The following is a 14,599-nucleotide window of genomic DNA, read 5'->3' on the forward strand; positions in this document are numbered from 1 at the left end:
GGGGTCACCACCTGGGCTCATGGATTGTTCCGCTCTTCACCTTGGCACAGAGTGGATCAGCCCCGCCCATGCTTCGGCGGGGTGAAGAGTGTCGGGAACACCACTGTGTCACCGGGAATGCGTGGAAAGACCCCGTACCCGCCCTCACCTTCCGGGACCGGCACGTGGTGATGAACTGTGCCGTTTGCGCCGTCACCTGTGCGTCGTGCTGGGCGGAGTTGTGATCGGGGAGTCGAACCCCACGCTGCCCGCCACGTACCAGGCGAGCCGGAATACCGCCGGCCCTCGGCTTGTGCCCGCTTCCCGGAGGGCTACCTGCTTTCCACGTTCAGTCCAGGAGGTCGGTCTCCCAGTTGGTGCGCTGGATCTCGACGTCGACCGCCCGGATCTCCCCCGCGACCCGGTCCGCACGGGACCGCAGTTCCGCGACCGGAAGCGCGGAGAGGTAACGGAGTTCCGAACGGAGCTGACGGCCGTAACCGCCCTGGTTGCGCCCGGCCGCGGCGTCGGCGGCCGCGGTCAGGACACCGTGCCGGAGCCGGAGGACGTCGCGGCGCGCGATCGCGTCGGTGATCGTGCCCTCCCCGAGCGGGGTCGCGGCGTTGGTCCGGTTGATCCGCTGGATCAGTGATTCCAGTTCGTCCAGTGCGGTTTCGGCTTCGACGAGCAGGGCGGACGCGTCTTCCGACGGTTCCTCGCCCTCCTGGTGCCGTGCGTTGTCGACGATCCGGGAGCGCAATGCCTCCACCTTCTTGGCCGCGTCGGCGCGCGAGACGAGCGCTTCGGCCAGCTTGATCCGGGACATGCCGGGAAGTATCACCAAGATCGAAGACCGGCGCATCCCGTTTTCAGCCCGCCAGTGAGTGTCTCCGGTACGACGAATCGGGCTCGATGTATTCGATGCCGTTCTCGTCGAGTGCGTTGAACACGGTGAACCGGCCGCGCGGGAAGACGAAGCCGAGCGCGACCATGCCGTTTGCCATGTCCCGCGTCACGCAGTCGAGCAGTTCGACGTCCTGGAGCACTTGACCCTCCAAAGCGGACAGTTCCGGAAAGACGTCCTGCCGCCACAGGAGCGGGCTGGGCTCGGCCGGGTCGCCCCAGTCCCATGAGGACTTCCCGACCGGGTCGATCGTGTTCCAGGTCAGGGAAACCTCGTCGAACTTCCAGTGCGTGATCTCCAGCCGCTGCTCGCCGAAGTCGAGCACGACGGGCGCCTCGGAGAGCCACTCGGCGTACTCGACGAACCAGGTCAGATGGACATGCCGCAGGGGCTTGCCTACCAGCGCACGCAAGCGATCCCCGTGTGCTCTCCGGATCTCCTGGAGTCCGGAGAGCCACACGGGTTCGTAACCCTCGATGTCGAAGAACGCCACCGAGCGAGTATGCCGTCAGTCGTAGGACAGGGCTTCCACCAGCTCACCGCTGTCCGGGTTGGGCAGGGCCTTGGCCACGTCGGCCTGCGCCACGATGCCGACGAGCTTGTGCCCGTCGATCACCGGCAGCCGCCGGACCTTGTGGTTCGCCATGGTGCGCATGATCTCCTCGGCGTCGTCGTCCGCGCCGATCGTCACCGCCTCGCCCTGAGCCAGTTCCGAGGCGTGCAGCGCCCTCGGGTCCTTGCCTTCGGCCAGGACCTTCACCACGATGTCGCGGTCGGTCAGCATGCCCTTGAGCTTGCCGTCCTCGCCGCAGATCGGTACCGCGCCCACCGATTCGGCGGCCATCTTCTTGGCCGCGTCGAGCACGGTTTCGGAGGCGGACACACAGGTCGCGTTCGCGGTCATGATGTCTCGTGCCGTGGTCATCCCATCGCTCCTTCCGTCAGGGGTCCGTCCACCGGATACCCGGCATCCGCGGGCCGACACCTCAAGCCGCCGACGGCTCCAGAAGGATCTTGACGGCGCCGTCCTGCTTCTTCTGGAAGATCTCGTAGGCGTGGGGCGCGTCCTTCAGCGGCATCTTGTGCGTCGCGAAACCCTCGACACCGAGCGGATCGGCGGAATCGGTGATCAGCGGCATGATGTCGTCGATCCAGCGCCGGACGTTGGCCTGTCCCATCCGCAGGGTGATCTGCTTGTCGAACAGGTCCATCATCGGCAGCGGGTCGACCATGCCGCCGTAGACGCCGCTCAGCGAGATCGTGCCGCCCCGCCGGACGCAGTCGATGGCCGCGTACAGCACGCTGAGCCGGTCGATCGCGGCCTTCTCGGTGAGCTTCGCGCCGATCGGGTCGGGCAGCAGGGCGACCAGGTTCTGCGCCATTCGCCCGATCGGGGCACCGTGTGCCTCCATCCCGACGGCGTCGATCACCGAGTCCGCTCCGCGGCCGCCGGTGGTCTCGCGGATGAGGTCGCCGAGGTACTTGTGTTCACGCGTGTCGAAGGTGGTGACGCCGGCTGCAGCGGCCTTCGCGAGCCGTTCCGGCACCAGGTCGATGCCGATCACCTTCCCCGCGCCCCGGTGTTTCGCGATCCGGCAGCAGAACTGCCCGATCGGGCCCAGCCCGAAGACCACGACCGTGCCGCCTTCGGGGATGTCCGCGTAGTCGACGGCCTGCCAGGCGGTGGGCACGACGTCGGAGAGGTACACGAAACGTTCGTCCGGCGGGCCGTCCGGCACCTTGATCGGGCCGTACTGGGCCTGCGGGACGCGCAGGTATTCGGCCTGGCCGCCCGGCACCTGCCCGTAGAGCTTGGTGTAGCCGAGCAGCGCCGCGCCCTTGCCCCGGTCGGTGACCTGGGTGGTCTCGCATTGCGATTGCAGGCCGCGGTCGCACATGAAGCAGTGGCCGCAGGAGATGTTGAACGGGACGACTACGCGATCGCCGGGTTTCAGGTTCGTCACCCCGGAACCGACCTCTTCGACGACGCCCATGGGCTCGTGCCCGAGGATGTCGCCTTCGTCGATGAAGGCACCGAGGACCTCGTAAAGGTGCAAGTCCGACCCGCAGATACCGGTGGAGGTGATCCGCACGATGGCGTCGGTCGGCTCGACCAGTTTCGGATCCGGGACGGTGTCGACCCGGACATCGCGTTTGCCGTGCCAGGTGACGGCCTTCATGGTGCTCCCTTCGGCGAGTGGCTCTAACTCCCCGCCGGATGCCCGTCCGCGCATCCGGCAAACCTCGCCGTTCCGTGCCACCGTGGATCCATGCGAACCCGGATGCTCGCCGTCGCCGTCGATTGCCGTGAGGCCGAAGCACTGGCCGCGTTCTGGAAGGAAGCGCTCGGCTACCCCGAGACCGAACGGTGGACCGACGGTCATGGCGTGACCTATGTCGAACTGAAGAGCCCCGACGTGCCGAGCCTGCTGTTCCAGCCGGTTCCCGAGGGGAAGTCGGGCAAGAACCGGCTGCACCTCGACCTCGCGCCCACCGAACTCGAGCAGCGCGAAGAGGTCGCCCGGCTCGTGTCACTCGGCGCCAGGGTCGTCGAAGACCCCGAGTCGGACGACTGGGTGGTCATGGCCGACCCGGAAGACAACGAATTCTGCGTGCTGCCGCGGCGCTGAACCCTGCTGAGCCTTCACGCCCCGGCCAAGTCCGTGAAGGCCTCCTTGAGGGATTCTGGGTCCCTCAAGGAGGCCTTCACGGACTTGCGCAACGCGGCCTCAGGCGGCTTCATCCTCGGTCCGGACCGGCCTTTCCGAATGCAGCCCCAGCATCTCCAGCAGCATCCGGCAGTCCGTCGCGTCGCGGGCGTTCGCGACCACCGCTTGGGTCGCCTTGCGCAGCACCGCCGCCCGCACGGCCGTCGCCCCACCGTCGGCCAGTTCCTCCACCGGACGTAATCCCTCGAACGGGTTCCCCATGACCCACCTCCGTCGTCCCTTTCGTTGATACCGGATTACGGCCGGGAAAGCCCCCGTGTTCTTGCGGTCCGGCGGCACGTCCGCCGGTTTCTCCCTAGACTGGCGCCATTCGGACGAGCGGACGGAGCGGGAACTGACCACCGAGTTGCGCGGGGAGATCGTGACCCTGACCCCGGTCACCGAGGCCCACGTCCCGGACCTGCGGCGCATCCGCGGCACGGCCGAGGTCGGGGCGCGCTGGGGTTCGATCGACGACTCCCCCACCTGGCCGTTCGACGACCCCACGACGACCTGTTTCACGGTCCTCGAAGGCGGCGTCGTCCGGGGCTTCGTCCAGTACGGCGAGGAGGAGGACCCGATGTACCGGCACGCGTCGGTCGACCTCTTCCTCGACCCGGCGGCGCACGGCCGCGGCCTGGGCACCGACACCGTCCGCACGATGGCGCGGCACCTGCTGCACGATCGCGGGCACCATCGGCTGGTGATCGATCCCGCCGTGGACAACGACGCCGCCATCCGCTGCTACAAGGCCGTCGGTTTCCGCGAGGTCGGCGTGATGCGCGGCTACGAGCGCGACACCGACGGCGAGGGCTGGCACGACGGGTTGCTGATGGACCTGCTCGCCGAAGACCTCACGTAGCGCGTCAGCGCGACTCCGAGCAGCACCACGGCCATCCCGGCGAGCACCCGCGGACCGAGGTCCTCGCCGAGCACGATCGCGCCCAGCGCGACCGAGACGACCGGCAGCAGATAGCCGACGGTCGCGGCGGAGGTCGCGCCTTCGTCGGCAATGAGCCGGTAGTTGAGGTAGAAGGTGACGCCGGTGCCGAAGATCCCGAGGACGACGACGGCGAGCACCGCGGTCACGTTCAGCGGTCCGGCCGGCGCGGCGTCGAAGGGCAGCGCGAGCGCGCTGAGCCCGGTGGCGGTCAGCAACTGCGCGGCGGAGATCGCGATCGGACCGCCTTCGCCGACGAGTTTCCTTCCCATGTAAGCGAAAGCGATCGCGTAGCTGATGCCGGCGCCGAGCAGGGCCAGCGTCCCCCAGCCCAGCAGACCGCTCTTCTGCCAGGGCGCGAAGATCAGCAGGATGCCGGCGAAACCGAGGATCAGCCCGCCCACGCGAACCACCGTGAGCCGCCGTTCGGTGCCGATCCCGATGCCGATCAGCAACGACCACAACGGGGTCGTCGCGTTCATCACCCCCGCGACACCGGAATCGACGGTCAGTTCCCCGATGCTGAACAACGCGAACGGCAAGGCGTTGCAGAAGAAGGCGGCGACGAGGAGCCTGCCCCAGATCCGGCGGCCGCGCGGGAGGCGTTGCCCGGCCCAGCGGCTCAGCACGAGGAGGACGGCCGCGCCGAGGGCGCAGCGGATGACGGTCACCTGAACGGGCGGCAGCCCGGTCAGCGCGAGCTTGATCCACAGGAACCCTGACCCCCACAACAGGGCGAGAACGCCCATCCGGACCAGGGTTCCCGGTGCGCCGATGCTCACTTCGTTCCTTTCGCCGGGCCGCTCGATACCTCTTCCAAGCTGCCTCGGGCGACTCATCAGGACAAGTGAAAAGATCTACACCGACGTTAAGCGGTCCTACATGTTCCGAAAGGACCCGGCCGTGGCCGCCGGAAGCGACGGCCACGACCGGTTTCCGAGGAGATCAGCACTCGCCCGGTGTTCGCAAGGCGGAACGTGGCCTGCTCACATTTCGCGGTCGCGCATGATCCACCTCCCTTTCGACCGGCGCACCGGTGGGGAACGGGCGCGTTCTCGCACAGTTTGGGGGCAGACTTCGCACCTGCGCACACCCGGTGGCCGTGTTGTGACCCAGGCAATGGGAAGGTTGTGGCACGATCTGCCGCGAAGCGGGGAGAAAGGTGCTTCTGGTGACCGAGAATTCCGGTTCGGCCAGATCCGGGGATACCGGGAAAGCACGCGCGGAACCGAGGGCGGTTTCGACGGCCGCGTCGACGTTCGGCCGCGCCCTGCGGCAACGGCGGCAGGCCTGCGGGCTGGCGTTGCGCGAGCTTCAGAAACTCGCCTATGTCGACAAAAGTCTGATCAGCCGCGTCGAACGCGGGCTCACCCCGCCGAGCGCGGAATTCGCCGAAGCCTGCGATCGGGCGCTGGGCGCGGGCGGGACCCTGATCGTGCTCGCCGAGGCCGCCCGCGCCGAACCGTATGTGCATCTTCCCCCGCCGCCCGATCATTTCGTCGGCCGCGAAGAACATTTGGCGCTGCTGGACGAAAAGGTGTTCACCGAAACGGCGAAAGTGGTCTTCGTCGCCGGACCGCCCGGGGTCGGGAAGACCGCGCTCGTGCTGAATTGGGCGAACCGGCGCCAGGAAGAGTTCGATTGCGTGCTCTGGTCGGACCTGCGCGGCTACGCGGCGGGCTCCCCCGCGCAACCCGCCGACATCCTCGACGACCTCCTGCGCTGTGTCGGCGTCCGCCCCGACCGGGTCCCCGCCGAGGAGCACATGCGGCTCGCGCTCCTGCGCGGCCTGTTGCGCGGCCAGCGCACCCTCGTCGTTCTGGACAACGCCCTCGACTCGCCCCAGGTGCGGCCGGTGCTGCCCGGCACCCCGGACACCACCGTGCTGATCACCAGCAGGCGACGACTGTCCGGGCTGGTCGTCGGCAGCGGGGCGGTCCAGGTTTCCTTGGAGCCACTGCGAGAACTCGAAGCGACGCGGCTGATGGCCGACCTCATCGGCGACGAACGCGCGGCGGGCGATCCCGAAGGCGTCGGCAGGCTCGTCCGGCTGTGCGCGGCGCTACCGCTCGCGGTGAACATCGCCGCCGAACGGGTCGCCACCCATCCCCATCAGAGCGTCGGCGACCTCGCCCGCGAACTCGTCGCCGAGGGGCGGCGGCTGGAACTGCTCGCGGTCGACGACGACACCGTCGGGGTCCGGGCCGCCTTCAGTTGGTCGTATCGCGCGCTGGAGGCCGACACCGCCCGGATGTTCCGGCTGCTCGGTCTCCATCCCGGCCCGCGGTTCACCGCGGAGGCGGCGGCCGCGCTCGCCGGGCTGCCCGGGAACGACGCGCGGCGGCTGCTCGACCGGCTCGTGCAGGCGCATCTCGTCCAGCAGGTCGGCGCGCAGTACTACCGGTTCCACGACCTGATCCGCGTGTACGCCGCAGAAGAGGCCAACGCCGAGCGCCTGGAAGACGAGCGGCAGGCGGCGGTTTCCCGGCTGACCCATTGGTATCTGTACGCGGCCAACGCCGCGAGCTGGACGCTGACCCCGGCCCGCGACCATCACATCGATCTGGGTCCCGCGCCCGAAGGTGTCGAGCCGCTCCGGTTCGCCACCTTCGACGAGGCATACATCTGGTGCGCGTCGGAGATGCCGAGCATCACCGGCGTCGCCCGGCTGGCACTGGACCACGGGCTGTACGAGGTCGGCTGGCGGCTGCCGGTGGAGCTGTTCGACTACCACCTGCTCGGCAGGCCGTGGCAGACATGGATCTCCAGCCACGAGGTGGCGATCGAGTCCGCGAAGGCGGGCGGTGACCTTGGCGGGCTGGCGTGGTCGGCGATCAACCTCGCCGAGGCGCACCGGCGGCGCGGCGACCTCGGCCGCGCGCGCGAACTGTTCGGTCAGGCCGTCGAGATCTCCGAGGAGATCGGCGAGAACCCGAGCCTCGGCTGGGCGCTGGTCGGGCTCGGCAACATCGCGCACGAACGCGAGGACTACGCCGAAGCCGTCCGGCTCGCCGAACAGAGCGTGGAGGTGAACGCGCGGATCGGGTACCAGCTCGGCGAAGCGACCGCGCGGGTCCATCTCGGCCGCGCGTACCGCGACCTCGGCGAACGAGACCTGGCCCTCGACCACGGCCTGCGTGCCTTCGACGCCTACGCGAAGGACGCCGACCAGCACGGAATGGGCTTCGCGCTGGTGCCGCTCGCCAGGACCTGCCGCCGGTTCGGCGATCTGGACCAGGCGCTCGGGTACTGCGAGCAGGCGCTGACCGCCTACCGCAACTGCGGCGACGTCTGGGGGCAGGCCGACGCGCTCGACGAACGCGGCTGCGCGCTGGCCGCCCAGGGGCACACCGACGAGGCGATGGCCGTCTGGCGCGACGCCCTCCAGCTCGTCATGGACCTCGACGACCGGAAGGCGACCGTGCTGCGGGGCCGCCTCGAAGGCGCCGTCTAGAGCTTCACCGGCAGGTTGTGCAGGCCGCGCGTGATCGCGCTCGGCCACCACACGAGCCGGTCCTCCGGCACGGTCAGCGTCATCGACGGCGCGCGGTCGAACAACGTCTCCAGTGCCGCGGACGCCTGCATCCGCGCGAGCGCGGCGCCGATGCAGATATGCGGTCCGACCCCGAAGGCCACGTGCCGCACCGGCCGCTCGCCAGGACAGAAGGCGAGCGGTTCGGGGTGCACTTCCGGATCGCGATTGGCCGCCAGCAACGACAACAGGATCGGATCGCCCGCCTCCATCCGCTGCCCGGCGAGTTCCATCGGTTCGGTGACGAACCGCCAGCTGGTGTTCTGCAGCGGGGTGTCGCGGCGCAGGACCTCTTCGATGACGAGCGTCAGACGCGAACCGTCGGCGCGGGCGCGGGCCGCCTCCTCCGGATGCGTGATGAGGGTCAGCGCGGTGGACGCGATGAGACTGATCGTCGTCTCGTGCCCGGCGATCAGGGACAGGAACGCCGTCGCGGCGACCTCGTCTTCGGTCAGTTTCCCGGCCGCCTCCTGGGTGAGCAGATCGCTGATCAGGTCCGCCCCCGGTTCGGCGCGTTTGCGGGCGACGACGTCGGCGAGCAGCGCGTCGAGATCGTCGGTCGCCTTGAGCATCGACGCCATGTCCGTGACGTCGCCGGCGGCGACCACCAGCGCGGGCGGGCGGACCTCGTCGAGCAGGCTGTCCGGGATGCCGATCAGTTCGCAGATCGACCGGATTCCCAGCGGGTACGCGAAATCCTCGACGAGATCGCCTTCGCCCCGGTCCAGGATCGGGTCGAGCAGTTCGTTCGCGAGCTGATGCGTGCGGTCGCGCATATGCTGCAGCCGCCGCGGACCGAACGCGCCGGCGCAGGCCTTGCGCAGCCGCGCGTGCTCGTCGCCTTCGACGTTGTTCATATGCCCGATGAGCGTCGGCCGGTGGTCGGCGGGCAGCCCGAGGTTGGCCTTGCGCCAGTGCTCCGCGGCGACGGACGGGCATTTGGACAACCGGGGGTCGGCCATGGCGGACACGACGTCCGCGTGCCGGGTCAGCAGCCAGGTCCAGGTGTCCCCGGGGAGCGGGAGCCGGAACGCCGGCGCGTTGCTCCGAAGCCATTCGTAGGCGGGCGAGGGATCCCTGTCGAAGTCCGGGCCGAACATCACGGGGACCGCGGCGGCGTCGTATGCGGCGTCAGGCATACGAGCCACGATGCCAGCCCACGGCGGAAACGCGTCCGGCGAACGTGGGTATCCGGCTGTCTCACGCGATCGTCAACGCGGTCCCCCTGTCACCCCCTTGTGGTGACCCAGCAAGATCGATGCGGTGCGGTGCGTAACGGGTTGGAGGTGACCCTCGTCAGCGAGTTCGGCAAGCACGACCGTGACGCGGTCTCGGCGCGGCCGCGCGGTTCGCTCCGGGGTTTCGCCGACACCGTCGGCCTCGCCTCCGCCCGCGTCTGGCGGCTGCGCGGCCGCGCCTGGAACACCCTGCGTCATCCGGCCGGGTGGGAGCTGTGGCGTCTGCCGCCCGCGGCGGTCTTCTGGATGCTCGGGACCGAGATCGCGGTCGCGTCCTGGGCCTTGAAATCGCAAGTCGGTGCTTCCCTCACGACGACGGATCTCGTCCGCTTCGGCGTGATCGCGGGCTGCACGATCTGGTATCTCGTCCAGACGCAGCATCCGGAGGAGCAGCGCCGGGCCGACGACCGGCGTGGCGAGCACATCGACCAGACCGCCGTCTGGCTGGGCGGCGCGGCCGTCCTGCTGCCGCCCACGTTGTCGCTCGCGCTGCTGCTGATGGTGCGCGTGCAGCGCTACTCCATCGCGCACAAGGCGATGACGACCTTCCTCTTCACCACCGCCGCGCACGCCGCCTCGATCCTCGGCGTGCACACGATCACCGAGCTGACGTCACTGCACACCTGGCTCGAATCGGGCACGCTCCCCCAGCGGCCCGGCGACATCGCGGTCGCCGCCGTCGCGCTGGTGGGCGCCGCGCTCTGGTACTTCGCGTCGCAGACGCTGCTGATCAGCATCGCGCGCGGCCTGGCGTGGGGCGGCTGGCGGCGGCAGAAGCTGATCGGCAGCTGGGCCGACAACGCGGATTTCGTCTACGCGCTGCAACTCGCCGCGTGCACGACGATCCTCGGCGCGGTCAACATCGCGCTGGTGCCGCTGGTGATGATCGGGGTCGCGCTGCGCTCGACCCGGCTCTCGCAGGCATTGGCGGACACGATCGCGCGCAGCCAGCGCGACCGGAAGACCGGGCTGCTGACCGAGGACTCGTTCCACGCCCCGGCCGCGCTCCGGCTGCTCGAAGACCAGACCGGGCGGCGGCCGACGGCGTTCCTGATGCTGGACCTCGACCACTTCAAGCAGTGGAACGACAAGTACGGGCATTCCGGCGGCGACATCGTGCTCGGCTGTGTCAGCGCCGTGCTGCGGCAGAACACCCGCTCCACCGACGTCGTCGGGCGGTGGGGCGGCGAGGAGTTCTCGGTACTGCTGCCGGACACCACCCGCGAGGAGGCGATACGGATCGCCGAGCGGATCCGGGTGGCCGTCGCGAAGACCGCGATCACCGGCCTGACCGAACTCGCCAGCGGGCACGCCACCAACGAACCCCGCGCGGTGGGCCCGATCCACGGCTGCACCGTGTCGATCGGCGTCGGGCTGTCACCCGAGCACTCGACGGACTACGGCGAGCTCTTCCGCGCCGCGGACGCCGCCATGTACCAAGCGAAACGGAGCGGGCGGAACCGCGTGGTCGTGGCACCCTCCGTGGTTCCGCCCTCGCCCCGGGCCCCGACGTCACCCCTGAGCCGGGCCGGCGACTCGCGCCGCGACTGACGCGTTTAGTCCTCTGAATGCGTTCGGCGAGCGTCAGCGGCGGGTCACGAGGCGGGTCTCGAGCAGATCGTCGACCACCCGGGTCTCGATGCCGGTCCGCCGCTCGAAGGCGGACCCGCACAACGGCCACAGCGCGACCAGCACGATCCCCACCGCGGACAGCGCGGCCAGCACCAGCGCGGCGACGAACTGGGCGGCGCCGTCGGTCGCCGTGCTCAGCACCGCGAAGCCGATCAGGACGATCCCGGTCGGCAGCACCGTGGCCAGCGCGACGAGGTAGGCGGGCGTGCGGCGCAGATCGCGGCGGCGGCCGGTGAGCCAGGCGGCGAGCAGGCAGGCGAACGACGCTCCGAGCAGGCAGGCGCCCGCCGTGTCGCTGAGCCGGTGCCAGCCCAGCGCGACGGTCGACGACGCGACCCACGCGACGGCGACGCCGCCGATGCCGATGATCGCCGGGCGGAACCGTTGGGGCAGAACGAAGGTGAGCGCCATCAGGATGGCCATGGCGGCACTTACGTGACCGCTGGGGAAGCTGTTGTGTCCCGGCCCGCGGCCGCCGTCGGGCAGTTCGGGCCGGACGAGGACGTAGAGCTTGAGCAGCTGCGCGGCGACGAGCGGGAAAACGAGGACGGTCAGCGCCGGGATCAGGAGGCCTGGTTTGCGCCGGAGCAGCGCCAGGAGGACGAGCCCGATCCCGGCGGCGCCGATCACCAGCACCATGTCCTGGTCACGCAGCGGTCCCGCCCAGTCCATTGTGGACCACTGACCGGACTGCGCGCTCCGCACCACGCCGTTCTCGGCGAGCTGCCCGGCCGACGTGTGCACGAACAGCACGTAGGTCACGACGAACGCGGCGGCCAGTCCCAGTCCGGTGGCGAGCTGGAACACGGCCCTGGACAGGGTCCGCCTGGTCTCGGCGTGCCGTCCCGGCAGCGGACGGCGGGCGGGGGTCGGCTTCGCTTCGTGGATGAGTAGGGCCATGCGTCCTACTGTCCCCACGCCGTTTAGCCGTGAGGTCCGGACAATGTCATGGTTCTGCTACAAGATCGAGCCGAGTCGCACACGCGCGGGGACATCCGAATAATGGCGGCGTGGCAAGTGTCCTTGTGATCGAAGACGACGCGTCCGTGCGGGAGGGGCTGGAACTCGCGCTGCGACGGCAGGCGCACACCGTGTACACGGCCGAGAGCGGCGAGCTCGGGCTGGAGAAACTGCGGGTGTTCCAGCCCGACATCGTCGTACTGGACCTGATGCTCCCCGGCATCGACGGCTTCGAGACCTGCCGCCGCATCCGCTCGGCGGGCGAGGTGCCGATCATCATGCTCACCGCCCGCAGCGACGACTTCGACATCGTGGCCGGGCTGGAGGCGGGCGCCGACGACTACGTCACCAAGCCGATCGAGCCGCGGGTGCTCGACGCCCGGATCCGGGCGGTGCTGCGCCGCGCGGTGAGCGAAAAGCCCACGAGCGACGACGCCGCCGCCGGGGAACGGCACGGTGGCCTGGTCATCGACCGGGCCGGGCTGGTGGTCACGAAGAACGGCGAGCCGGTCTCGCTCACCCCGACCGAGCTGAAGCTGCTGCTGGAGCTGTCCCGCACACCGGGCCAGGTCTACAGCCGCCAGCAGATCCTCTCCGCGGTCTGGGATCACGACTACCTCGGCGACTCCCGGCTGGTCGACGCCTGTGTCCAGCGGCTGCGCGCGAAGATCGAAGACGTGCCCGCGAAACCCGAACACGTCCAGACCGTCCGGGGCTTCGGGTACCGGTTCGGCCGTTCATGAGGCTGCTTTCCGGGTTGCGGCCCCGGCTCATCCTGGCGTTCGCGGCGATGACGATCATCGGGGCGGCGGCCGCGGCGGGGGCCAGTTACGTCTCGGCCCGCAACGCGATCCTCGAAGCCGTCCAGGACGCGGCCATGAACCAGCTGAAGGACCGGGTCGCCGCCTACGGCCGCCCACTGTCCACGCCGCCGACCCAGGACCAGCTCAACGATTTCGCCGGCAGCCTGCGACTGAACGCCGTCGCGGTCTACCGCAACCTGCGGTCGGTCAACGGCCCGGACCTGACCACCTTCTCCCCCGAGTTGCGCCAGACCGTCGCGAACGACAACCGCATCCAGTTCCAGCGCGTCGACCGCGACAGAATCCCGGAACTGCTGGTCGGCCTGCCGGTGCTGGCCAGGCAACCCGACGGGTCGATGCAGAACAGCGGCGTCGAGGTGTACTCGCTCACCTCGCTCGTGCAGCAGCAACAGGCCATCGACGAACTCGCGAAATCCGCCTGGCAGACGGCCGCGCTGGTCCTTCCGCTGGCCGCGGCGCTCGCCCTGCTCGCGGCGAGACAGGTGCTCCGGCCGGTCCGGGCGCTCAACACCGCCGCCGCACAGCTCGGCGAAGGCAGGCTCGACGTCCGGCTGCCCGCCAAGGGTTCCGACGAGCTGGCCGAACTGGTCACGACCTTCAACAACACGGCCGCCGAACTGGAGCGCACGGTCGGTGAGCTGAGGGCCATGGAGGCCGACGCCCGCCGGTTCGTGGCCGACGTCTCGCACGAACTCCGCACCCCGCTCGCGGCGATGAACGCGGTCACCGATGTCCTCGACGAGGACGCGGAGGCGCTGCCGCCGGACACCGCCGTCGCGGCACGGCTGGTCTCCGGCGAGACCCGGAGGCTGACGCGGCTGGTGCAGGATCTGGTGGAGATCTCCCGGTTCGACGCGGGCCGCGCCGAACTCATGCTCGACGAATGGGATCTCGCGACGGCGATCCGGGACAGTCTCGACGCCCGCGGCTGGCGCGACGGCGAAGACCTGGTCACCGACCTGCCGGAGGGCGTTCTCGCCCGGGTGGACCGGCGGCGGCTCGACCTGATCGTGGCCAACCTCGTCGGCAACGCGTTCCGCCACGGCGCGCCCCCGGTCGAGGTCCGGCTGCGCGCCGACGGCGACGGCGTCACCCTGGCGGTCGAAGACCACGGGCCCGGGATCGCCCCCGAGGTCCTGCCGCATGTGTTCGACCGGTTCACCAAGGCCGACACCGCCCGCGCCCGTTCCGAAGGCAGCGGGCTCGGGCTGGCGATCGCGCTGGAGAACGCCCGCCTGCACGGCGGCGACATCACCGCGGCCGACACCGGGCACGGTGCCCGGTTCGTGTTACACCTGCCGCACCGGGCCGGAGGAAGGACGCCATGAGGAAGCCCCGCGTACTACTCGTCCTCGCGGCCGCGGCGCTGGCGGCGGCCTGCGGCGTCCAGCCGACCGGTGTCGTCCCGGCCGGGCCGGGGCCGTCGATCCGCGCCACCACGGGGCCGAACGTCCTCGGCGGCCTGACCCTGTACTTCGTCTCCGACGGCCGGGTCATCCCGGTGACCCGGCCCACCGAAGGCTTCATCTCCCCCGAGGGCGCGGTCACGCTGCTGCTGCAGGGACCGACGGACCGGGAAGCCGCGCAGGGACTCACCACGTTCGTCCCGCCGGAGTTGGGCAAGCTCCGGGTCTACGCCGGCGACCCGTCGAGCCTCGCGCTGCCGTACTCGGTGCGCAAATTGTCCGACCAGGCCATCAATCAGCTGGTCTGCACCGTGATCGCGGCTTCGACGACCGCCGGCCGGGTGCCGCATTCCCCGGGGGTGAACGTGATCTCGCCGAACGAGGACGTGTACTTCCAATCCTGCAAAGCGGACTGAATTCGTCACTCACAGTGCTCACATAAAAGCACTTCTCGTATCTGTACGGACGTGAGCCTC

At 69.7% G+C, this 14,599-nt stretch carries 15 protein-coding genes; 7 read left to right on the plus strand and 8 right to left on the minus strand.

Translation table 11 applies throughout. The features are described 5' to 3' along the window. Positions 1-328: 328 nt before the first annotated feature. The 4 genes from DMC61_RS05545 to DMC61_RS05560 form a co-directional block, all read right to left on the minus strand. Positions 329-805, minus strand: a complete 477-nt coding sequence (locus DMC61_RS05545; RefSeq protein ID WP_228688357.1) for a DIP1984 family protein — start codon at positions 803-805, stop codon at positions 329-331. 43 nt (positions 806-848) lie between these two features. Beyond that, the gene (locus tag DMC61_RS05550; RefSeq protein WP_125687373.1) at positions 849-1,376 is read right to left on the minus strand and encodes a hypothetical protein; all 528 of its coding nucleotides are present in this window, start codon (positions 1,374-1,376) and stop codon (positions 849-851) included. A 15-nt stretch (positions 1,377-1,391) separates the two neighbouring features. Then, entirely contained in the window at positions 1,392-1,808 is a 417-nt protein-coding gene (locus DMC61_RS05555; protein WP_016333456.1) for a CBS domain-containing protein, read from the minus strand. A gap of 61 nt (positions 1,809-1,869) precedes the next feature. Continuing rightward, complete coding sequence (locus DMC61_RS05560) at positions 1,870-3,063, minus strand: zinc-dependent alcohol dehydrogenase (RefSeq protein ID WP_125687375.1); 1,194 nt, start codon at positions 3,061-3,063, stop codon at positions 1,870-1,872. A 90-nt stretch (positions 3,064-3,153) separates the two neighbouring features. Here DMC61_RS05560 and DMC61_RS05565 point away from each other — a divergent pair, with 90 nt between their 5' ends. Then, positions 3,154-3,513 (plus strand): VOC family protein, encoded by a 360-nt coding sequence (locus tag DMC61_RS05565; RefSeq protein ID WP_016333454.1) that lies wholly within the window; start codon positions 3,154-3,156, stop codon positions 3,511-3,513. Positions 3,514-3,612: 99 nt separating this feature from the next. Here the strand turns inward: DMC61_RS05565 and DMC61_RS05570 are convergent, their stop codons facing one another. Continuing rightward, a complete protein-coding gene (locus DMC61_RS05570; protein WP_016333453.1) occupies positions 3,613-3,813 on the minus strand; it encodes a hypothetical protein in 201 nt (66 codons plus the stop codon). Positions 3,814-3,946: 133 nt separating this feature from the next. Between DMC61_RS05570 and DMC61_RS05575 the strand changes: the two genes are divergently transcribed. Further along, on the plus strand, positions 3,947-4,453 hold the full coding sequence (locus tag DMC61_RS05575; protein WP_370456393.1) for a GNAT family N-acetyltransferase: 507 nt from the start codon (positions 3,947-3,949) through the stop codon (positions 4,451-4,453). Here the strand turns inward: DMC61_RS05575 and DMC61_RS05580 are convergent. Beyond that, a complete protein-coding gene (locus DMC61_RS05580; RefSeq protein WP_125687377.1) occupies positions 4,378-5,313 on the minus strand; it encodes a DMT family transporter in 936 nt (311 codons plus the stop codon). The two genes, DMC61_RS05575 and DMC61_RS05580, sit on opposite strands and share 76 nt — an antisense overlap. A 389-nt stretch (positions 5,314-5,702) precedes the next feature. On the opposite strand from DMC61_RS05580, the gene DMC61_RS05590 reads away from it, so the two are divergent. Continuing rightward, on the plus strand, positions 5,703-7,985 hold the full coding sequence (locus DMC61_RS05590; protein ID WP_233594709.1) for a helix-turn-helix domain-containing protein: 2,283 nt from the start codon (positions 5,703-5,705) through the stop codon (positions 7,983-7,985). Here the strand turns inward: DMC61_RS05590 and DMC61_RS05595 are convergent. After that, positions 7,982-9,202: a cytochrome P450 gene (locus DMC61_RS05595; protein ID WP_125687383.1), complete on the minus strand. Its 1,221-nt coding sequence runs from the start codon at positions 9,200-9,202 to the stop codon at positions 7,982-7,984. The genes DMC61_RS05590 and DMC61_RS05595 overlap by 4 nt on opposite strands. 129 nt (positions 9,203-9,331) lie before the next feature. Between DMC61_RS05595 and DMC61_RS05600 the strand changes: the two genes are divergently transcribed. Then, on the plus strand, positions 9,332-10,852 hold the full coding sequence (locus DMC61_RS05600; RefSeq protein ID WP_233594710.1) for a diguanylate cyclase: 1,521 nt from the start codon (positions 9,332-9,334) through the stop codon (positions 10,850-10,852). A 33-nt stretch (positions 10,853-10,885) separates the two neighbouring features. On the opposite strand, the gene DMC61_RS05605 is transcribed toward DMC61_RS05600, so the two are convergent. Beyond that, positions 10,886-11,833, minus strand: a complete 948-nt coding sequence (locus DMC61_RS05605; protein WP_125687385.1) for a phosphatase PAP2 family protein — start codon at positions 11,831-11,833, stop codon at positions 10,886-10,888. A 110-nt stretch (positions 11,834-11,943) separates the two neighbouring features. Between DMC61_RS05605 and DMC61_RS05610 the strand changes: the two genes are divergently transcribed. Genes DMC61_RS05610 through DMC61_RS05620 form a run of 3 tightly spaced genes read left to right on the plus strand, consistent with a single transcriptional unit; the run spans position 11,944 to position 14,539 of the window. Further along, positions 11,944-12,636: a response regulator transcription factor gene (locus tag DMC61_RS05610; RefSeq protein ID WP_125687387.1), complete on the plus strand. Its 693-nt coding sequence runs from the start codon at positions 11,944-11,946 to the stop codon at positions 12,634-12,636. Then, positions 12,633-14,045, plus strand: a complete 1,413-nt coding sequence (locus DMC61_RS05615; protein ID WP_125687389.1) for a HAMP domain-containing sensor histidine kinase — start codon at positions 12,633-12,635, stop codon at positions 14,043-14,045. The genes DMC61_RS05610 and DMC61_RS05615 overlap by 4 nt, the downstream gene beginning before the upstream one ends. After that, entirely contained in the window at positions 14,042-14,539 is a 498-nt protein-coding gene (locus tag DMC61_RS05620) for a hypothetical protein (protein ID WP_125687391.1), read from the plus strand. The genes DMC61_RS05615 and DMC61_RS05620 overlap by 4 nt, the downstream gene beginning before the upstream one ends. Positions 14,540-14,599 lie beyond the last annotated feature (60 nt).

The sequence above is a fragment of the Amycolatopsis sp. WAC 04169 genome (genome assembly GCF_003947535.1).
GTDB lineage: Bacteria > Actinomycetota > Actinomycetes > Mycobacteriales > Pseudonocardiaceae > Amycolatopsis > Amycolatopsis keratiniphila.